The following is a 21,380-nucleotide window of genomic DNA, read 5'->3' as shown; positions in this document are numbered from 1 at the left end:
TACCCAGGATCGGCGTATCTCTCCTCAATATCGTTCTCTCATAATCAGACATCGAGCGCCGTTTCTTTTCCCGATCAGGAAGAGTTGCGAGGCGCTCTTTTTCATTATGAATGACAGCACCTGCATAAACAGATGGCTTTTCTTCTCTCACGGTGTTGCCATGTGAGGATGGAGCTGATCGGTTTGCGCCCCTAGTTGCCGTAATGCCAAGCTGCGATCTTGTTTTAGTTCTGTTTTACGGTTTATCATACGATTACGTTTAGGCTTTGCCATGATAGAGTGTAGGTTTGCTCTGTGGCATAGCCTTTTTTGTTTTCTGGAAAATTATCATGAATGCCTCAAAGGGAGCGTTGGCTGCCGCTCTCCCCCACTCTGTTTTGGTTTATCCACAAACCAAAATGGAGGGACGAATATGAGAAAGGTTAATTTACGCGAGCTTTATCCTTATTTCAAGACAGATGTATGGGTCGAGGTAGAGGATGAAGTGGCACAAGAAATCCGCCAATTCGATTTAGATGAAAATGCATACAAATTACGAACTTACCGTCATCGTGCTTATTACTCGCTTGATCGGAACGACGGAATCGAGCAGGATGTACTTTTTCGTTCGATTTCCCCGGAGGAATATTACGAACGTAAGCTTTCCCATGAGCAGCTTTATGCGGCTATGTGTCGATTACCAGAAAAATCGTTCAGACGAATTTATGCTTACTTCATCTTAGGCATGAGCAAAGTTGCGATTGCCCAAGCTGAGCAAGTTGATGAACGTGCTATACGCAAGTCCATTGAACGCGGCTTGAAACAAATGGAGCAGTTTCTCAAAGAAATGTGATTGTGGTTGGTTAAACGGGTCCGATTTGCCTGCCTAGATGTACAGATAGTTAAAGGGACAGTTTAGCGGCGGCTGGTCATGACCAGCCGCTCATTTTCCATGAGAGGGGCAGGTAACATGAATCCGATTCGATTTCGAGATGTTGAACATGAAAGTTTCTTTTATCGAATGTTGGAAGAAAGGCAATGCAGCGATGGCTATCATCGAGCACTCTTCTACACATTGGGCATTTCCCGAGATACGCAAAGTCATATCCGCGAATTGTTTGATTTCTCTAGTGGGGGAATTAAACCCGGAGGTCTTACAGCCTCGTGGCAAACCGGCAGTTCTATTCGCGTCTGCAGGCTTGCTTTTAATCTGTGGAATGGCTGGACGGAAACAGGCGGGGAACGTTATTCTACGCCCCATGAATTATTCGATTGCAGTTATGCCCCCTATTTTTTTGAAGCGATTCAACTTCGTTACCCGGAAAATTTCCGAAGTCAAGAGAAGATTTTCAGGCGGCTGAACGAACAAATTCGCTGAATAGCAACCAGCTACGGGAGTGAAATAAGACGATGAAGGATATTAAGACTAGGGCTGTTGTGAAAGATATTAAACATTTTGACAGAATGCCGAATGTGATGAATCGAGTAAAACATGTGAGTGCCCATACAAAACAGCCAAAAGACAAGGACAAGACGACTTCACAATCTCCACTTGAATATGCGCAGTACCATTCTACGTCGACCGTTGACAAAACAGTACGGGCTCAATTTGGTATGAGTGTGGTTGTTGGTAAAAGGTTGATAAGGCTCATTCAAAAAAAGAGGACAATGTCAGGGGATAATGCGGTAGTGAGGCAGAATCCCACAGTAATCATTACTAAGCCTTCGGGAACACGTCAATTGCGACTTGCCCGCAGGTTGCATCTCTGTAAGGCGATAGATGGAAAATATCTCTTGTCATCTAATCATCAATCAGGAAAACAGCGTTTCATACGAAGCCGGGTTAACGCTCGGCTTCTGTATCCTTCTCGCAAAGATAGCGTTCCTGACCGAAACTTACATCGAGGAAGTAGACTTCAAGAACCAGCCGGGAAAAAAGGAACATCAGCCTCCGCGGTATCACGTTCTGCAAATGTACGCGGGAATCGCCCAACCGTTAACTTGAAGAAACGGCAAATCAGGCAACCATCATCCAATATCCCTGCCGCTAGATCCAAGCGAGCAAACTTTACAATCAAACGTAAAGAATGGAAGTTCAAAACACTATCGCCATTTACAAAAACGGGACAACGGCTAGAACAGGTTAAAAGCCGTTCTGGTAATCAAGCGGAAGAGAAAATGAATAGCGGCATGACAGCTCAGCAAACTGCACAGATGGTGATGACTGCCCGCCGTTCCCTTCAAAGAGCGCAAGCTGCTGCGCGATTAAATATTCGAATCATTAAAATGGTCGTAAAAGTAGCCGCGCTGCTTGTCAAAGGGGTAGCTGCTCTTTTGGGGGTCAGCAGCACAGTTATTGTAGTGCTGTGCATTGTAATGGCATTAGCTGCTGTTATTTCCTCTCCTTTCGGAATCTTTGTTTCCGGTGAAAACACGGATGCCGATGTAAAGTTGCTTTCCCAAATCGTTCAAGAACTGGATACTGAGTTTGCCGACCGACTGGCAGAAATACAGCAATCCGCTGACCATATAGACAGGGTGAAAATTCATTACCCCCGCAGCGCGGACAACACACGAGTAGATAATTGGATGGATGTTATAGCCGTCTTTGCCGTGAAGACTGTCATGGACTCCGAAGACGGAGTGGATGTGGCCACACTTGATGCAACAAGGATCGGTATCATCCATTCTGTGTTTTGGGACATGAATCAACTGGAAACCCGTGTAGAAACGATTGAACATACGGATACCGTTACGGTAGAAAATGAAGAGGGGAGTACCAGTGAAGAGACGACTACCAGATATGAGCACATTTTGTATATTACCGTTACGAGCAAAACTGCAGAGCAACAGGCCGATTCCTACCACTTTACGAATGAACAGATGGAAATCCTGAAGGAAATGATGTCTGGGGAGTTTAGGCCACTCATGCTTGCGATGCTTGGCAAAGAAACGGATATTGGCTTATCGTCGGGGCAACTTGAGAATGTTGAGCAGAATTTGCCAGAAGGAGAACTAGGCAGCGAAGCCGTCAAATTGGCGCTAACTCGTTTAGGAGATCCATACAGCCAACCGAAGGCCGGACAGGATGACTTTACAGATTGTAGCTATCTTGTTCAGTGGGTCTATCGACAGCTTGATATCAACCTGCCACGTACCGCTGCAGAACAGGCCCGATACAGCATTGAGAATGGCTTGACAGTAAGCGCGGCTGATTTGGTTCCTGGCGATCTTGTATTTTGGAGTTACGAGCGCAACGGTAGATTTATGGATATTACCCACGTTGGAATTTATGCGGGGAACGGAAAAGTGGTGGATGCTTCCTCAAGTCGGGGGCAGGTTGTGTATCGCAATCTGTTTGATTCGGATAAGCAAGTGATGTTTGGAAGACCGCATATTTAGGGTGAGAATTGAATATTCTTATTTCAGAAGTGACGCATTTGAGCCCCTATTATTAACCAACTAAAAATCTCTTCGAGTTAGAAGCATTGCATTGGAAAGCAAAAAAAGGATATATAGCATAGAAAGAAAAATACAGCTGTCAGCAGAAAATAATGTATCAGATTGAATGACTTTATCCCAATTTGCTTTTCGAATAACGAGTTTTAGACTGCCCTGCAAATTGAAACAGCGACAGCCAAGGACGAGTAAATAAAGTCCTAGACTGTCGCTGTCTTATACGTTTTTAGCTAGCTCAATCTTCAAAAATTCACTACGTGCCTATAAGCTGCTCCATCATTTAGTTACCTTACTGACTGGAATAATATCGAGGTTATTTCGCTTTCATCCGTACATCGGGTAGTACCAACGTAGCTGACACCACCCGCAAACGCTTGGATTAAATGGGAATTTATTTATAACCTCGTTATATTCATTTTGCGCATCAGTAATAGCCAGATTAACTCGAGTGCGAGGATAACCGGACGGGGAACATCGTTATTAGAACGAAAATCTAGAATACTAAGTATTTTTGGAACTATCCGGCGGTAATGACTGCCATAGGAGGCGCGAATTACCGTAAGAATTTTTTCGCGGTATGCCGGTCCAGTATGTTTAAATTCTTTGGCCAAATCTTTTAGTGTTTGTTCGTTTACAACTGGGTACAGGACATCTTTAATGATTCCAGCAGGATTCTCGATGGCAGTCTGCGCCATGTTAAATAAGATACCGTACTTGTTGCTAACTCGTCGTAGATCGTTCAGAATTTCCTTTTCGATCTTTCGTTCGGCGCGTACTCCGATACGGTGAATAATTTGAATAAGTAGATCTACCAGGCTGTCCGATATTTCTATGCAGCGTAACCAAAAGAAAGCTGACATCAGCGTATATCGAATCGGATCGGGATGTCGACGCTGCTCGCGTAGATCCTCAGTAGAAACGCGCTGCTGGTACTTTTTCAGCACCTTATGTGGAATGTTTCGAAATAAATCATCCGAAAGCTCCAAAATGCGAATTGTCCGCAATTTGTTAACTTCCTTCAGCACGCTATCCACCCCAGCACGACCAGGATCTGCCTTTAACTCATTAAATGATATTTGGGTGCTGCCATCACTGGCGGCTTCTTCTTCGTCAATCTCTAAATACGAAATGCTATCAATCAGAAAGTCTAACTGAGCTAAAGTTGTGGAAGGGAGCTTTTGATACGTCCCCTGGAAGAAGGATTCTTCATGGGTGTGAAGGGCTGAACGGATCAAGCGCTCAATGCGGTCCGATGTAGGAGGCACGATTTTTAATTCATGAAATCGACGGTACACGCGTTCCTTTAAATGCTCAAGTTCATGAACGTGGTACAGAACATGTTGGCATAGCCAATCTGTCATTTCCCCTGAGCGTCCTCTATCGTATCTTCGCGAAAGCCGAAGAATTCCCGGATTTGAGTTCTGAGGTATGTGATCGAACGACCAGTCCAATCGTACTGAGCATATAATTCCGGCTCAGAGTAAATTTACTTTGCAATGTACGAGATCACCGCTTTGGGAACTTCGTACTTATGAGTTGGAAAACGAGCTTCATTTTGAAAAAACTTGAGTAGCACGGCAAATCCAATTCTGGTTTCCCCGGTCTTATTCTCGATCAGACTCATCTCGTTCGGCAGTATTGTGAAATGCTCGATTAGCTCATCTAGTTCCCAATTTCGCTTGATGTCATCCCCTCCGAATAAAGTTCCTATAAGCGTGAGTATCGGAACATATGTCGTAAATCTGTATAGATTTACTCAGTGTATTCCTGCAATTCATCACCCAAAGAACACTATATTTCCAATTCCAAAAAAATTTTCGGAACTTAGATATTTCTGACCTAATGATGTCTCTCCATGTTTTTCAGAAACAATCAAACTTTTGTTTGAATGTATAAAGGAAATGTATTATGATGATAATAATCAAATAAAGGTTTGAATGTTGGGTGAAGATATGAGCGCGAAAGAAAAAGGTTTCATGTGTTGTCTAACGAAGCAAGAATGAAAATTGCAATGTCCTCAGCGAAGTAGACGAGTTATGTGTTTGTGACGCCGAGGTGGTTCAATCTATCCCTTGGGATAATAATATTTGTCGAAAATATCATCTCGTCTATTTAACAGAAATCATGGTTTAGCATGGTATTCCGTAGCCCCAGCGGCCAGGTGAAGGAGGAAGGAAAGATGAATAAAGGAGATAGCGAAACCGATTTTATTCCTGCTCTACGATTTCATTGGCTTACTTCTCTTTATGATCCGATTCTACGTTGGACGATGAGGGAAGCTGCCTTCAAGAACCGACTAATTAAGCAAATTCAAGTTGATCCGGGCCAACGAGTGCTAGATCTTGGATGCGGGACTGGCACATTAACTCTCCTTACGAAACAGACTTACCCGAAATCTGAGGTAGCCGGACTTGATATTGATCCTAAAGTTCTCCAGATTGCAGAGAAAAAAGCTGCAAAAATGGGATTGGAAATAGTGTTTGATCAAGGAATCTCGTTCGATCTGCCCTACCCTGATCAATCACTTGATCGAGTTGTCACAAGTCTTATGTTTCATCATTTAACTCTAGAAAATAAACTCCGAACGATGAAAGAAATTTTCCGTGTACTTAAACCACTTGGTGAACTTCATATAGCGGATTGGGGGAAGGCACAAAATTGGCTCATGCGTATTGCATACCTATCCATTCAAATCCTCGATGGATTCATGACGACAGCAGATAACGTAAATGGCCTCTTACCGCAACTTATGACTAAAGCCGGGTTTGCTAGATCTAAAGAGACGGATAGGTTCATGACAGTATACGGAACCCTTTCTTTATACAAAGCGAAGAAAATTACGATGTAATTATTTACAATAGCAGGACTATGACAACTTAAACAAATCTCAGTAATGCGATAATGATCAAATAATCATTTTAATGTAAATGTCAGAAACCGACATTTACACTAAACCAACCATGAATGGTCGACCTAATCAATTTCTATTTGTCCACGGTGTGCTTTTCATGATTCATGGGTATGAGAGGGGAGGGGCCCTTTTTCGCGAACCAAAGATATGAGATCCATAGTTTAAGAAAAATGTAGACAAAAAGAAAACTTAAATTCGTATGGAAGGAACAAACAAAAATGTTGATCACTTCAATTCTTACTGCTATAGGAACATTTATAGTCACTAATATTGACGACATCTTTATACTTATGATCTTTTTCGCGCAGATCGAGAAAGCGCGGCACACGCAAGTTGTTCTAGGCCAGTACATTGGGTTTGGTTTGTTGGTTATACTCAGCTTACTTGGAGCTTTCGGATTTACGTTCCTACCACCGGAGTGGGCCGGGTTTTTGGGCTTGATACCTATTTTTCTTGGTGTTCGAATGTTCTTCAAAAAGGAGGAGGAAGACGAGGCGGAGGAAGCCCTTGAAAAATTGGGTGATGTAAAGTCTCAAGCTTCAAACAATCATTTTTTTGGGCCACTTACCAGTAAAGTAGCGGCGATTACATTCGCTAACGGTGGCGATAATCTGGGGATCTATATCCCGTATTTTACGACCCAGGGCAATGCGTCCTTGTTCTACATCGCGATAGTTTTCTTCGTTATGGTAGCAGTATGGTGTTTCCTGGGTTATCGTCTTGCAAGCCTCCCTGCCATACTAAAGATTCTGCAGAAATACGGTAGTGTCATCGTGCCTGTGGTTTTTATTATCTTAGGTATTTCCATTATGTTGCACGGTGACTCATTTGCATATGTAATGAGGCTGATTGGGTAATGTTAATGACAATCGAAATTACGAACTGGAGGGAAACAAAATGGTAGTAGGTGATGCAAGTCAGCACGTCGAGTTGTTGGTGATCGGCGGCGGTTCCGGTGGGTATGTTGCTGCGATACGAGCTGCGCAGCTTGGCAAAAAAGTATTGTTGGTTGAAAAGTCGGAGCTCGGCGGCGTATGTCTCAATTGCGGCTGCGTGCCGTCCAAGGCGCTGATTTCAGCGGCACATCGGTATGAACGTATGCTGGAAAGCGGAATATCTGGGTTAAAGGCCAACGGCGTAGAGGTAAATTTTTCGGAGATTCAACAGTGGAAACAGTCCAAAGTAGTGAATCGTCTTAAAACCGGTATTCAATCCTTGTTTAAAAAGCACGAAATCGCGGTTTTCAAAGGAGAGGCGCTTTTCATTAATGACCGGGAAGCGCGTGTTTATAATGATCAGGAAACACTTCGTTATAGGTTTGATCAATGTATTGTTGCCGTTGGCTCCCGGCCGATCGAATTAAAACCATTCCCGTACGGCGGCCGTATCTTGTCATCGACCGAGGCGTTGAGCTTGTCTGAGATTCCCCAGAATTTGATTGTAATCGGCGGAGGTTACATTGGCATTGAGCTTGGGCAAATGTACGCTAAGTTTGGATCGCAAGTAACGGTATTAGAAGGCACGCCATCGATACTGCCCGGATTTGAGAAAGACATTACCAGAATTGTGAGCAAACATCTGGATTCCCTTGGTACAACCGTTTATTTGGGAGCTATGGCTCAATCAGCCGTGCAAACGGATAAAGACATTACCGTCACATTTACCGTAAATAGCGAGCAAAAACAAGTAACCGCAGATTACGTTTTGGTGACGGTCGGCCGTCGGCCAAACACTGACGGGGAGCTCGGTCTCGACAGGATCGGAGTGAAAATCGATGAACGCGGACTCGTCGAGGTGAATGATTCGGGGCAAACGACTATCCCACATATTTACGCGATCGGTGATATTATCCCCGGACCATCACTGGCACATAAGGCGTCATACGAAGGGAAAGTTGTTGCCGAAGCCATTGCAGGTCTGCCAAGCGTGTTCGATTATAAAGTAATACCTGCCGTCGTCTTTTCCGATCCAGAAATTGCCTCCGTTGGACTTAGCGAACCTGAGGCTAAGGAACAGGGATTTGAGGTCATGGTCGGCAAGTTTCCATTCGCGGCTAATGCGCGAGCTCTCTCTTTGAGCGCTTCTGAGGGATTTTTTAAGCTTGTTGGCGATAAGAAAACAGGGTTGATCCTTGGTGGGCAGATCGTCGGTACCAACGCGTCTGACATGATTCCTGAAATTGCCTTAGCGATAGAAATGGGAACGACTATGGAAGATGTAGCTCTCACGATTCATGCGCATCCGACACTTGGGGAGTTGTCCGCTGAAGCTGCGGAAGTTGCCCTTGGCCACCCCATTCATATTTAATTGTATTTATTTTTGACAATCCACTGACTTAGGAATATATAATAATCAAATGAATATTAGATTGAGGTGATTCCAATGGAGCGCGTTGATACGTGCGATATCTTTTGTTATGACGAGCATAAGGTCAATCGGGTTAAGGAAAAGCTAAACAAATATGATTTTCTGGATATGGCCCAAATCTTCAAGTTGCTTGCTGACCATACGCGGCTGAAGGTAGCCTATGCACTGTGCAATGAAGACGAGTTATGTGTCTGCGATGTTGCCAATATTATTGGCTCAACAATGGCAACTGCTTCTCATCATTTACGGCTACTGCGGAACATGGGCATTGCGAAGTACCGCAAAGAAGGAAAACTTGTTTTTTATGCACTGGAAGATGAACGGCTTATACAAATGATTAGGCTCGCCATTGAGCATCAGAAGGAGGTTGTTGTCGTTGAGTAAAGCAGCGGAACCATTAGAGAGCAAAAATGTATACCGGGTTGAAGGATTCACATGCGCGAATTGTGCCGGGAAATTTGAGAATAATGTAAAGCAACTGCCGGGCGTTCAAGATGCGAAAGTGAATTTTGGCGCTTCAAAAATTGCCGTTTACGGTGATGCAACGATTGAAGAACTGGAGAAAGCCGGTGCATTTGAAAATCTTAAGGTGAACCCGGAAAAAACTGTTCGGGAAGTAACACAAGAAGTCAAAAAGGAAGTTAAAGAGCCATTTTATAAAAAACACAGCACATTATTGAATGCAGTATTATTGGTTGGTTTCGGTTATCTTTCCCAGTATGTAAATGGTGAAGAAAACCTGATCACTTCCTTGTTATTTGCCGCCTCGATCATCATCGGTGGATTCTCGCTCTTTAAAGTTGGTTTTCAGAACTTATTGCGATTTGAATTTGACATGAAAACCCTGATGACCGTGGCCATTATAGGCGCAGCGATCATTGGGGAATGGGCCGAAGGCGCGATCGTCGTAATTTTGTTTGCCATTAGTGAAGCCCTTGAACGATTCTCGATGGATCGGGCAAGACAATCGATTCGTTCCTTAATGGACATCGCACCAAAAGAAGCTCTGATTCGACGGAACGGGCAAGAAATGATGATTCATGTGGATGGCATCGCTGTTGGCGACATCATGATCGTGAAACCCGGTCAAAAGATCGCCATGGACGGTGTGGTTGTAAGTGGCTACTCCGCCGTTAATCAGGCAGCGATTACTGGTGAGTCCGTGCCGGTTGAAAAAACGGTCGATGACGACGTCTTTGCCGGTACGTTAAATGAAGAAGGCTTGCTTGAAGTTAAAGTAACAAAGCTCGTAGATGATACAACTATTGCAAAAATTATACACCTAGTCGAGGAAGCCCAGGGTGAACGAGCTCCTTCGCAAGCCTTTGTTGATAAATTTGCGAAGTACTACACACCAATCATCATGATCGTGGCAGCTTTAGTCGCTGTCATTCCCCCTTTGTTCTTTGATGGAAGCTGGGCAACATGGATTTATCAAGGCTTATCTGTTCTGGTTGTTGGCTGTCCCTGTGCACTCGTTATTTCGACTCCAATTTCCATCGTTTCGGCAATCGGAAATGCTGCCAAAAAGGGCGTCCTTATCAAAGGCGGCGTTTACCTCGAAGAAATGGGAGCCTTAAAGGCCATTGCATTTGATAAAACCGGCACGCTCACAAAAGGGGTCCCTGTTGTAACGGATTTCAACGTATTTAGCAAGGAGACCAATGCATCGGAATTATTGTCCGTCATTACTGCATTAGAGTACCGTTCCCAACATCCTCTTGCTTCAGCCATTATGAGAAAAGCCGAAGAAGAAAACATTTCGTATTCTAATGTCAGGGTTGAAGATTTTTCTTCCATTACAGGCAAAGGCATTAAAGGTATTGTCAACGGAACGACGTTTTACATTGGAAATCCTAAACTCTTTAAGGAACTGCCAACAACTCGGTTCAGCAGCGAGCAGGAGCAGTTGGTTACAACCCTGCAAAACCAGGGCAAGACGGCCATGGTTGTCGGAACTGATCATGCAATTCTCGCGGTGATCGCGGTAGCGGATGAAGTCCGTGAATCGAGTAAGGAAGTTATTCAAAAGTTGCACCAGCTTGGCATCAAAAAAACCATTATGCTAACCGGTGACAACAAGGGTACGGCAACTGCCATTGGCGGACATGTCGGTGTATCGGATGTACAGGCCGAACTGCTGCCACAGGACAAATTGGACTTTATTAAACAATTGCGATCTGATTACGGGAACGTAGCCATGGTTGGGGATGGCGTCAATGATGCCCCTGCGCTGGCTGCTTCAACGGTTGGCATCGCCATGGGCGGAGCCGGCACAGACACAGCGTTGGAAACGGCAGACGTAGCGTTGATGGGTGACGATTTAAGGAAACTGCCATTCGCGATAAAACTAAGCCGAAATGCACTCAGCATCATTAAACAAAATATCACCTTTGCACTCACAATTAAATTGATTGCTTTGCTGCTCGTTATTCCGGGTTGGCTAACGCTGTGGATTGCCATTCTTTCCGATATGGGCGCAACGCTCCTGGTCGCGTTAAACGGTTTGCGACTCATACGCGTGAAAGAATAAAGGATCGATAGCAGTCCACGAAAAGACCTTGCCCACTATTAAGAGCCTACATGGTGATGAGGATGATGTGGTGAGATTTGCACTATCGACAATCTTATATTGTACCTTATTATTTCAGTAGGCTTCGAAGTACACGCAGATAAGGTTCAAATGCTAATTCAGTCAGCGGGAGACGTGGCATCGGAACAGTTGAAAGTTACCTCTGAAGAAAAACCGCTTCTAACGGTTGTCTTCGTAATTTTTATGGCCTATCTAGTGCTTTCCCCGTGAATAAAATGATTTTGACCGTCCTAAGGGACCTTACGAAAGACAAGGATACCTGATGTCCGCTAGTGAACATTTATGTCGAGTTAGGGGCGTCGCCCTTGACTCGGCTTTACTTGAAAGGATGTGTACATGTGCTTCGTTACTATATCGTTGCGATTGTCGCCTTTGCCGTTGACCAGTTGATCAAATGGAGTGTTGCGACTTATATGGATATTGGTCAAAAGATACCACTTATTCCGGATTTTATTCAACTGACATCCAGTCGAAATCGGGGGGCCGCGTTTGGCATCTTGCAAAACCAGCGGCTATTTTTAATTGTGGTGACCGCTATTGTTCTTGTTGGTATTATCATTTACTTGTACAAAATCTATCGCAAGCAAAAATTCCTAGCCAATGCGTTAACCCTGATTTTTGGAGGAGCGCTGGGGAATTTTATAGATCGTGCTCTTCATGGAGAAGTCATAGATATGCTGGAATTTACGTTTATCAATTATCCAGTGTTTAATATGGCTGATGTCTTTATCTCGACAGGTGTCGTTATGATATTGATCGATACGCTGTGGGCATCCAGAACAAATGCTAGATCGAGTCAGACGTTGCCAGAGTAATAGGGTGGTTGTACTGAATTGGAGTAGTTTGCTTTATGTATTGCTGGCGGCGGCAGCCAATGTGATGGGCGGTCTCATTTTTCTGTTTAAACGTAATTGGTCGCTCAGGGGACTGCACGCGTTGATGGCTTTAAGCGCTGGTCTATTGATTGCCATTGCCAACTTGGATTTCATCCCGGATTCGCTTAAACATGATTCCTCTAGTCCGGTGTTTGTTCTGATTGGTCTGCTTGCAATATATTTTTTTCTGCATTATGTGTCGTGCCATTTTCACTTCGGGGAGGAAATCCATGTACATCAACGTGTTAAAAGCTCGGCAATAGGAGCGATGGGTGGTATGCTCATCCATACTTTTTTTGATGGGTTATCGATCGCATCCAGTTTTACGAAAGACTTACATCTTGGAATCACAGTATTTATCGCTGTACTTCTCCATAAAATCCCGGACGGAATTACGATTTCGTCCATTATTTTTCTTCTCACACGAGATAGAAACAAAGCATTGTTAGCTGATTTGCTCTTAGGAGTCTCGACGGTTGCAGGTGCTTTTACAGCAACTTTACTTTCAGATTTATATTTGCCAAGTGAACAAATTGCCGCAGCAGCGATTGCCTTTTCCGCTGGAATTTTTATTTATGTGGCAGCTACTGTTTTGCTTCCCGCTGTTAATTCTGCCGGCAACCGTCTTACGTCTTCGTTTTTTTTACGGCGTTATTCTATATTTCTTGCTTAATTGGGGAACAAATTTATTAGTACCATCCCTGCATTAACTTTAAAGTGAGGTGTTTTATTTGATTGCTGCAAATCTTACAGTGTGGCTGGCGTTCGGAGCCGGCTTTTTATCATTTATTTCCCCGTGTACTCTCCCATTATACCCTTCGTTTTTATCTTATATAACTGGAGTTTCCACGCAAGAATTGGTCCGAAAGAAAGGTGTGTTTCAGCATCAAGCATTACTACATACACTATTATTTCTTCTTGGTTTTTCAATTATCTTCTTTGCATTAGGCTTGTCAGCTAGCCTGCTGGGAGACTTTTTTTCAAATTATCAAGACCTGATCCGTCAATTAGGTGCGGTTTTGATTGCACTGATGGGTTTATTTATGCTCGGCGTCTTTCAACCTAGTGTACTAATGAAAGAAAAACGCTTTGAACTAAAAAACAAGCCTGCAGGTTATTTGGGTTCCGTCTTTGTTGGGATTACGTATGCGGCAGGATGGACACCGTGCATTGGACCTATTTTCTCTGCAATTTTGGCTCTCGGTGCAACAAGCCCCGAACAATCATTGTTTTATGTATTAGCCTATACACTGGGATTTGGAATTCCGTTTTTCATTATGGCCTTTTTTATCGGAAAATTAAAATGGATAAACAACTATACACAGTTGATAAGAAAAATCGGCGGCGCCTTGATGTTATTAATTGCGATTCTCTTATATACAGACCAAATGACCGAGATCACCATATTGCTGATTCGTTTATATGGAGGATTTACCGGGTTTTAATTACGTTTCATAGAAAAGGAGTGTAATGATTTTTGCTCGTGATAGAAAAGATCCACACATATAATGGTTGAAAGTTTGAGGATAACAACTATTAACAAGCTTATGGTGACAGCTGTTTTCAATCAATAAATTGAGGATACGTTTACTAAGATGATGGCATTCACATTAATTTAAGGATGGGTAGGTGTATATTCATAACCGTTCATTTTGATGCAATAAAATAACAGGATTTAAGGGGTGACGGTAATGAAGCTGATAGGACCAAATCGTAAATTCATACAAATTTCCATTCTAATTGTCGTATTAGTGATAGGCGGATTTGCAATTGGTAAGACATTTATTAAAACAAATAACTATCCGCAAGTAGGTGGAGAGCCTCCAGAGTTTGAATTGACTGATATGGAAGGGAACGTACACCGATTATCCGATTATAAAGGAAAACCGTATATTATTAATTTTTGGGGAACCTTTTGTCCTCCATGCGTTAAGGAAATGCCCGAGTTTCAACGTCAATATGAAAAGTGGGGGAGTAAGGGGCTAAACGTACTTGCGATTAATTTAAGTGAAGATGATTTAACTGTTAAGAATTTCTTAAGAAAATTTGAATTAGAGAACACCATCTTACGTGATCGGGAAAAGGCAACTGAAAGACGATACGGTCTAAAGGCTTACCCAACAACCTACTTCGTAAAAGCAGATGGAACGATAATGAAATTTTCGTTGGAGGTATGAAAGAAAGTGATATCAATGCGAGAGTGGAAAGGTTATTGAGTGATTCATGATTGGCGCGATAATATCAACATATTTTTTTTTTTGGTGAAAATAAAGTAGTAGATTGAGAAGTATACATGCGTGACGTCCTCGGCAGGTAACCCCGCCAATTAATAACGAGGCTGAGTTTCGTTGTAGGTATGATGGGTCAGATAATCGGCAGTATGGCGCAATAAATGAAGAGAAGCCGAGTTCTTTGAGCTCGGTTTCTCTTTATGGTTGATTGCGTGCCCAGAGGCACGCATCTTCTAGCTGGTGAAAGTCCGGTCGCGGGAAGAGCCAAGTCCCCGCGTAGCTAGGATACCTGCATACGGCGAAATCTGCGTGTAGAAGCGTATCGACGAAAGTACCTGTCGGAGACAGGGCGAGCAACATACCAGGCCGTAACATAAAGTGAATCCTGCCGCGTCTTCAAAAAGGCCTCGCAAGAGGGAAGAGAGGAAGCCGAATCTCGAACAACTGGATAAAGGCCACGGAAGCTGTTAAGAACTTGGAGCGACAGCGAAGAAACCTCCGGCGTAAGGGGATCGGCATGGTATGAAAGAGGATGCAGTGAACTGGGGATGCCCTTCCCTGAACGAAAAAAAATCGTAAAGAGGCACTTTATAAGTCCGGAAGGTGAAATGAGCGGTCTGCAGGAAGGGAGTCCGAGGGGCTCTTAGTACCGAAGAACCACAGGACAACATAACCTGCGGGAGGGAAGGGGCCCTGCTTTGTACACGTTTCTTAAGGAGGTACGAGTCAGTGAATGCCAATCGGCTAACAACACCAAAGGAAAACGTTCAACAACTCCAAGAGAAACTAGGTCATGCGACCAAGGATAACAAGAAGCGCAGATTCCACGCCCTGTATGACAAGGTCTACCGGATGGACATCTTGTGGGAAGCATGGCGCAGGGTGCAAGCCAATAAAGGGTCGGCTGGTGTCGACGGCAAAACACTTTCGGATATCGAGAGACAAGGAGAATATTTCTTCTTGCTTGAATGCCATCGGCTCCTAAAAGAGGGACGGTACCACCCACAGCCTGTTCGGCGGCATTACATCCCGAAGAAAGATGGGAAAATGCGGCCGCTTGGCATACCGACCGTCCGAGATCGTGTCATACAGATGGCAACCAAACTAGTCGTGGAACCGATCTTTGAAGCGGATTTTCAGGAATCCTCGTTTGGATTCCGTCCGAAGCGAAGTGCGAAGGGGGCGCTCGATCGAATCCGGAAGGCATGCAACCGCAAAGGGAATTGGGTGATCGACGTTGACATCCAAGGCTACTTCGACAACATCAATCAAGAGAAGCTTATGAAACTGGTTGAAATGCGAATCAGTGACAGACGAATATTGAAGCTTGTTCGGAAGTGGTTACAAGCGGGAGTGATGGAAGAGGGGACGGTAAGGCGCTCAGATTTGGGAAAACCGCAGGGCGGGGTAATATCTCCGCTGCTTGCGAACATTTACCTCAATTACTTCGACATCCTGTAGGAACGACATGGGAGCGGACATGGAGAACTAACGCGTTATGCGGACGACTGTGCGCCACGAATGCGCGGCGCGTAAGAGCCAAGCAATGCTGAACAGAAGATGAGGGAGGGCCCCTCGGAGCCGCTGTACAGGCGGAGGCTTCAAACCACCTTAAGCTGCTGCGGTCAAAAGCCGTCGGTGGTGAGCGTTAAGGAAAAGGCAGGGCGAGACTCTGTCAGGTGAGTGCTACGGAGACGAACACAAGTCAATGGCTGATAAAGTGTCGAAAGCGTAGGGCCGTCATCAAAACCGGGAGGGAGTCGTTGGCCCGGGATAAGTCTGGAGGAAAACTGTTTACTGTCCAGATGGTGGCCGGCATGAAGGCGGCGTGAACGTAGCACAGGCTTTTGTTCGGAACGTGGGAACCTACGACTCCGATGCCAATGGAAAAATCCAAGCGGAAATCCCGTAAGGATGAAAGTACAGATGCGGAGTATAGGGGCGGAATAGCCCGTAGTAGTGATGAACCCACTGAAAGGTGGCGGAGCCAAGGGGCTGTGTTATCCCGTTTTGGAAATGCGACAACCGCGAAAGTGGGAGGAACAAATGGACAAAACAAAGCCGTATGAAATCTCAAGGCACATGGTTTGGGAAGCGTATAAGCTAGTCAAGGCGAACAATGGGGCGGCCGGAGTCGACGACGAGTCGATACAGGAGTTTGAAGCCAACCTGAAAGACAACCTCTATAAAATCTGGAACCGGATGTCCTCGGGCAGCTACTTTCCCCCGCCGGTCAAAACATTAGAAATACCGAAGAAGAACGGCGGAGTGAGGATTCTGGGCGTACCTACCGTATCGGATCGCATTGCGCAAATGACGGTCAAACTGTATTTCGAGCCGTTAGTGGAACCAGTTTTCCATCCGGATTCGTACGAGTACAGACCGGGGAAATCGGCAATTGATGCGGTTCGAGTGACGCGAACACGGTGTTGGCGATATGACTGGGTGCTGGAATTCGACATCAAAGGTCTGTTTGACAACATTGACCACGAGTTGCTCATGAAAGCAGTAAGGAAGCATACGGATTGTCCGTGGGTCCTACTTTACATCGAAAGATGGCTAAAAGCTCCATTTCAAATGAAGGACGGGAGCAAAAGAGATAGGATTTCCGGTACACCTCAAGGGGGGGTCATCAGTCCGGTACTTGCGAATCTGTTCATGCACTATACGTTCGACAAATGGATGGGAAACAAACACGCGCAAAAGCCGTGGGCAAGATATGCGGATGATGCAGTGATCCACTGCCGAACGAATGAGGAAGCAGAACAACTGCTGGAGCAACTCAAGGAACGGTTCAAACAATGTAAACTCGAACTGCATCCGGAAAAGACCCGGATCGTCTATTGCAAAGATGATGACCGTAAAGGAGACCATCCCGAAACCAAGTTTGACTTTCTGGGATACACCTTTCGTCCAAGGCGGTCAAAGAACCGATGGGGAAAGCACTTCATTAACTTCACGCCAGCAGTCAGTAATAAAGCAAGCAAGGCGATGAGACAGACGATAAGAGGATGGCGGATGCATCTGAAACCGGATCTGGGGATTGATGACCTATCGAGAATGTTCAATGCTTCCGTCAGAGGTTGGATTAACTACTATGGCCACTTTTATAAGTCGCAATTATACACGGTTCTACGTCATATGAATGATGCGCTCGTCAAGTGGGCTCGGCGGAAGTACAAGAAGCTGGAGAGACACAAGACGCGGGCTATTCGGTGGCTAGGGCGACTCGCGAGGAACGTTCCCGAGCTATTTGCTCACTGGCGATTAGGCATATTGCCTGCGGTTGGATAATGGGAGCCGGATGAGCCGAGAGGTTCACGTCCGGTTCTGAGAGGGCCTGAGGGTGCGATTCCCTCGGGCTACTCACCTCGTGGTCGTATGCAAGACGAAGAAAGACGCAGACCGAGCGTACGAACTTATTCGTGCGATTATGGATCGTCTCGAACTCACCTTGCACAAGGCCAAAACGCGCATCGTCGGACTGTGGACAGGAGAAGAAGGCTTCGACTTTCTCGGTATGCATCATCGCAAGACGAAAGCTGAAACCTCTAAAGGAAAAGTGTATTACACCACTCAGCAATGGCTGACTCGGAAAGCGGAGGAACGCATCCGGGAAGTCGTGAAAGACCGCCTGGCACCGCCGAAGATGCGGCATAAGTCATTTGTGGAACATGTAGAATGGCTGAACCCCAAAATTCAAGGCTGGCGGAATTATTACTACACGGCCCACAGCCAGCAGAAGATGGCAAAGCTGGACTGGTCCATTCTTCAGAGGCTTGCGAGATGGTACGCGAAGAAGCGGCAACGCGCACGATGGACGAGTTCTGTGCGCGAGGTTAAATTCATGGCTAGACAACATGGACTCAAAGCGCTCTTGTAATCTGCATGCACATGAATGACGAACACCGGAAAGCCGTATGAGGGAAAACCTCACGTACAGTTTGATGAGGAGGGGCTGAAGTATTTCAGCCCCTTACTATAGTCTAAGAGTAAAAAATATAAATAGATACCATATCAACCCATATGATAGCGGATGGTGTAGCTACGCTGGTATTCCCCCTACATGACTAAATATATAAAAAAAAAAGGACGCACTAATGATGTCATAAACACAACTAGAAAATAGAGAATTCGGCTACCGTTCAATCACTAGAAAAGGAAGTTCTCCTCGTTTATCAAGCAATGATGATACTTTTGATTCGAAAGTTCTCTACACTTTTCATTTTCACTTTCAACAATTTTTTTAACTTCCAACCAAGGAGTCGAAGGGTCGAGTTTACGAATCACATATCTGTTGATGTCCAATGTATGTAAGTTATTAAAATTTCTCCAGCGATTGTTATGCCAAATATGTTCTTTTTGTAAATCAAAGGCTGTAGCCAATTCAATACTTTTTGCATTAACGGTATCTTCATGATGAAGAGTAAATAGAATGTATCTGCAAGTTGTCAAGGCCAATCGATAATTATCTGTAAAAAGCATTATTGCTCCTAACAGTCTGATCCTTTATTTCTGCGAAATATTGAGACGAGACCGGTGTTTCAGTAATTTGCAAAGTTATATTATCGTTAATATGTATTCCTTCTTTTCGTAACTCGGCACTTCTCATCAGATGGAAATGACAATTCGCAAGATGAGCTACATCGAAAGCATTCACATTTGATTTGTCTATTAAATCAATAAGTACGTTGCCAGCTACGTTCCCTTCTGTTATTGTTCGAAAAACGAACACGCTATTATTTAGTAACCCTGTTCCGCGGTCATTATCAAAGTCAAAAGCAACAAAGTCATATCGATACTCGGATTGTAGTTTTAAAGGTTCCCCAAAGGTTAACGAAATTGTTAAATTGTACATTCTTTATAACTCCTCCATTTGAATGAGAGACACATATTTTTAGTTCCAAATATTAACCTTAGTTCGATTGTTTTTAAGGTGCTAATGCCGAATGTCCCGAGCACTATTAACTCAAATAATTATTCGAGAAATACGTTTAATTTCCTCCATTTTTCTAAGTGAAGAATAATGTTAACCTGTCCTTAAGCTTAATGGAGCGTTAGCAGTCTCATACTTTATTTTTTCAGTCTTGCACTTTGGACACCGGCAAGCTTCACTGTTCTATTACTTAGAGTCTAGGGAGGGCTGAGACTTCTTCTTCTTCTCATCAGGCTTTGTCTTCAAGGATATGTAAAGACGTTTTCAATAGTTTTTCATTTCTAAGTATAATAAGATGAAGCCTTTTCCGGGTTCTAGTTAAGATTTGGAACAGCATTTTGGTCGGATTGTAATAGTAATTTCCTTTAATGTTCAATTCCCCTTCTTCTGTGTAGTAAAAAGTTCCGTCCAAAAAAGCAACGACGTTATCGTATTCTTGGCCGACGACAGAATGGGCGGTGTCAAAGATGACATTACGATAGGTGTCAGCAGTAATTTTTGTGTACTTTGAAGGAGTGAGGTTAATGACCTTCCATTCATCCTCACTTAGCCAATAACTCTAGTTCATTGCCGCCTCTGCATTAGAAAAATATTGAACAGAAATGTTCCTATATTCTTGATTAGGGTTACGACTTTTTAAATCAAACAAATTGGCAATAAATGATGCAATCTCTTTATTCGTTCGGATCCTGTTCGTTAATTTATAGCCGTAGTGCGGGGTAAGGCTTTGAATAACCTGGGGAATGTTGTTTTTCATTTCCCAATCAGAAAGACATTGTTCCCCATCATAAGAGAAAATTACAGTAGAACCGGCTGCAATACTATCGATGATCGCATCTAGTTGTCTCCTGCTAATACGCTGTACTTCATCGAAGACAATGACATCGAACTTGGTGAAATCTTGTTTTTCATAATTCTTTACCGGCATGATTTTCCACTTATATTTCCGATTTAACTTAAGCTGACCAGCGTTCAAATTGCCTACGTGAATGATAAGGACGGATTTCCCTTGGCTCTTAAACTCCTTTGCGATTGTGTACGTCAGCAGGGTCTTCCCTGTTCCTGCAGCTCCCTCAATGGAGAAATAATTCGTGTTTGATGTTGGCTCCATCTTCAGGATTTTATTTTTTATCTCTTTTTGATGATCAGTCAGGAAATATTGACCATCCATGAATTTATCGGTTGAATTAAATGGCGAAACCAGATAGTTCGTCGGATCAAAGAAGGAGTAAATATTATCAATCGGAGCGATCTCTTGTTCTTCAAGACACCTCAGTAATTGATCAAAAGCAACTTCCGAGTACGTATCTTCTTCCTTATTGAGATAGAACAATTTGTTCTCGCCTGACACATATGTAAAGCTATGGATGCTTTTCCCAAGGAACCCCAAATAGTATTGATTCTCCAGCAATTGTTTTTTCATACGATCGCCCGTATTCAATTTCTTCAACTCGATGTTGATTATGGACTCTTTGCCCATGCGAATTAGATCGAACTCCTTACTAATCTGGGGAATGGTAAACCCAACGTAAAAAGCGTCAAGCATTAATAGTCTCTTCGGATGCTCAGTTAGTTCGTCGACTATCTGAGAAATGCCTTCTACTTCATGATCTTTTATCTGGATGGAAAAAGCATTCATGTATTGTTCAAAAATGGAAGGGGAAAGTGCCTTTTTGGATTGTACCAAGGAGAGCAGATTAATTGGTTTCATTGAAAATTCCATCTCCATCTGTTTAGTTTTTCTCAAATCTGAGAATTAGTTGAATCAATTATAGCATGGCAATAAGCGTCAACATCATAACAAAGAACAAGCTCTTGAATTCGTCCTTGGACGGTTCAGGAGTTTTTTATATTTGGGATGTAGAGGTGACTTTGTGGCGAATGGAAATGAAAAGATAGCATTCTATTTCCCATCCGACGATATCGCTTCACCTGAGGCCATAGAACACCGACAAACTATTTTTTAGAGGGTCCGGTTTTGTCCAGAAAATGAAATGATTAGTGAGGGGGATTTCAGAATACGCCTGTT

The 21,380-nt window shown here is 43.9% G+C and carries 19 protein-coding genes; 15 read left to right on the top strand and 4 right to left on the bottom strand.

Going from position 1 to position 21,380, the window contains the following annotated elements; translation table 11 throughout:
* The first annotated feature begins 412 nt into the window (after nucleotides 1–412).
* The 3 genes from KJW29_RS09745 to KJW29_RS09735 all read left to right on the top strand — a co-directional run bounded on the left by KJW29_RS09745 (nucleotide 413) and on the right by KJW29_RS09735 (nucleotide 3,381).
* Entirely contained in the window at nucleotides 413–832 is a 420-nt protein-coding gene (locus KJW29_RS09745) for an RNA polymerase sigma factor (protein WP_214629641.1), read from the top strand.
* A gap of 117 nt (nucleotides 833–949) precedes the next feature.
* On the top strand, nucleotides 950–1,357 hold the full coding sequence (locus KJW29_RS09740; protein WP_214629640.1) for a DUF6075 family protein: 408 nt from the start codon (nucleotides 950–952) through the stop codon (nucleotides 1,355–1,357).
* Nucleotides 1,358–1,389: 32 nt separating this feature from the next.
* Entirely contained in the window at nucleotides 1,390–3,381 is a 1,992-nt protein-coding gene (locus KJW29_RS09735) for a C40 family peptidase (protein ID WP_214629639.1), read from the top strand.
* A gap of 452 nt (nucleotides 3,382–3,833) precedes the next feature.
* Here KJW29_RS09735 and KJW29_RS09730 read toward each other — a convergent pair whose 3' ends face one another.
* Nucleotides 3,834–4,799: a hypothetical protein gene (locus tag KJW29_RS09730; RefSeq protein ID WP_214629638.1), complete on the bottom strand. Its 966-nt coding sequence runs from the start codon at nucleotides 4,797–4,799 to the stop codon at nucleotides 3,834–3,836.
* A 125-nt stretch (nucleotides 4,800–4,924) separates the two neighbouring features.
* A complete protein-coding gene (locus KJW29_RS36730) occupies nucleotides 4,925–5,122 on the bottom strand; it encodes a DUF4158 domain-containing protein (protein ID WP_425517554.1) in 198 nt (65 codons plus the stop codon).
* Nucleotides 5,123–5,617: 495 nt separating this feature from the next.
* On the opposite strand from KJW29_RS36730, the gene KJW29_RS09720 reads away from it, so the two are divergent.
* From KJW29_RS09720 to KJW29_RS36050, 12 genes are all read left to right on the top strand, one after another.
* Nucleotides 5,618–6,286 carry a class I SAM-dependent methyltransferase gene (locus tag KJW29_RS09720; protein ID WP_214629637.1) on the top strand — a complete coding sequence of 223 codons (669 nt, stop codon included), beginning with the start codon at nucleotides 5,618–5,620 and terminating at the stop codon, nucleotides 6,284–6,286.
* A gap of 281 nt (nucleotides 6,287–6,567) precedes the next feature.
* Nucleotides 6,568–7,206 carry a cadmium resistance transporter gene (locus tag KJW29_RS09715; RefSeq protein ID WP_214629636.1) on the top strand — a complete coding sequence of 213 codons (639 nt, stop codon included), beginning with the start codon at nucleotides 6,568–6,570 and terminating at the stop codon, nucleotides 7,204–7,206.
* A 40-nt stretch (nucleotides 7,207–7,246) separates the two neighbouring features.
* Nucleotides 7,247–8,656, top strand: a complete 1,410-nt coding sequence (gene lpdA, locus KJW29_RS09710; protein ID WP_214629635.1) for a dihydrolipoyl dehydrogenase — start codon at nucleotides 7,247–7,249, stop codon at nucleotides 8,654–8,656.
* A gap of 75 nt (nucleotides 8,657–8,731) precedes the next feature.
* Nucleotides 8,732–9,100 carry an ArsR/SmtB family transcription factor gene (locus KJW29_RS09705; RefSeq protein ID WP_214629634.1) on the top strand — a complete coding sequence of 123 codons (369 nt, stop codon included), beginning with the start codon at nucleotides 8,732–8,734 and terminating at the stop codon, nucleotides 9,098–9,100.
* Nucleotides 9,087–11,249, top strand: coding sequence for a heavy metal translocating P-type ATPase (locus KJW29_RS09700; RefSeq protein ID WP_425517511.1), 2,163 nt, complete (start codon nucleotides 9,087–9,089; stop codon nucleotides 11,247–11,249). The genes KJW29_RS09705 and KJW29_RS09700 overlap by 14 nt, the downstream gene beginning before the upstream one ends.
* Before the next feature lie 398 nt (nucleotides 11,250–11,647).
* The gene (lspA, locus tag KJW29_RS09695) at nucleotides 11,648–12,124 is read left to right on the top strand and encodes a signal peptidase II (RefSeq protein WP_214629632.1); all 477 of its coding nucleotides are present in this window, start codon (nucleotides 11,648–11,650) and stop codon (nucleotides 12,122–12,124) included.
* Nucleotides 12,125–12,128: 4 nt separating this feature from the next.
* Nucleotides 12,129–12,857 carry a ZIP family metal transporter gene (locus tag KJW29_RS09690; protein ID WP_246608671.1) on the top strand — a complete coding sequence of 243 codons (729 nt, stop codon included), beginning with the start codon at nucleotides 12,129–12,131 and terminating at the stop codon, nucleotides 12,855–12,857.
* Nucleotides 12,858–12,915: 58 nt separating this feature from the next.
* A complete protein-coding gene (locus KJW29_RS09685) occupies nucleotides 12,916–13,629 on the top strand; it encodes a cytochrome c biogenesis CcdA family protein (protein WP_214629631.1) in 714 nt (237 codons plus the stop codon).
* 246 nt (nucleotides 13,630–13,875) lie between these two features.
* Nucleotides 13,876–14,361, top strand: coding sequence for a redoxin domain-containing protein (locus KJW29_RS09680; protein ID WP_246608670.1), 486 nt, complete (start codon nucleotides 13,876–13,878; stop codon nucleotides 14,359–14,361).
* A 783-nt stretch (nucleotides 14,362–15,144) separates the two neighbouring features.
* The gene (ltrA, locus tag KJW29_RS09675; protein ID WP_246608669.1) at nucleotides 15,145–15,876 is read left to right on the top strand and encodes a group II intron reverse transcriptase/maturase; all 732 of its coding nucleotides are present in this window, start codon (nucleotides 15,145–15,147) and stop codon (nucleotides 15,874–15,876) included.
* Nucleotides 15,877–16,461: 585 nt separating this feature from the next.
* Nucleotides 16,462–17,709 (top strand): group II intron reverse transcriptase/maturase, encoded by a 1,248-nt coding sequence (gene ltrA, locus KJW29_RS09670; RefSeq protein WP_214629630.1) that lies wholly within the window; start codon nucleotides 16,462–16,464, stop codon nucleotides 17,707–17,709.
* Nucleotides 17,710–17,761: 52 nt separating this feature from the next.
* The gene (locus KJW29_RS36050; RefSeq protein ID WP_246608668.1) at nucleotides 17,762–18,298 is read left to right on the top strand and encodes a group II intron maturase-specific domain-containing protein; all 537 of its coding nucleotides are present in this window, start codon (nucleotides 17,762–17,764) and stop codon (nucleotides 18,296–18,298) included.
* A gap of 585 nt (nucleotides 18,299–18,883) precedes the next feature.
* Here KJW29_RS36050 and KJW29_RS09660 read toward each other — a convergent pair.
* Entirely contained in the window at nucleotides 18,884–19,273 is a 390-nt protein-coding gene (locus tag KJW29_RS09660) for a hypothetical protein (protein ID WP_214629629.1), read from the bottom strand.
* A gap of 637 nt (nucleotides 19,274–19,910) precedes the next feature.
* Entirely contained in the window at nucleotides 19,911–21,062 is a 1,152-nt protein-coding gene (locus KJW29_RS09655; protein WP_246608667.1) for a DNA/RNA helicase domain-containing protein, read from the bottom strand.
* Between the last annotated feature and the right edge of the window lie 318 nt (nucleotides 21,063–21,380).

The sequence above is a fragment of the Paenibacillus agaridevorans genome, from assembly GCF_018604145.1.
Taxonomy (GTDB): Bacteria; Bacillota; Bacilli; order Paenibacillales; family Paenibacillaceae; genus Pristimantibacillus; species Pristimantibacillus agaridevorans.
This window is presented reverse-complemented; position numbering and strand designations above follow the sequence as displayed.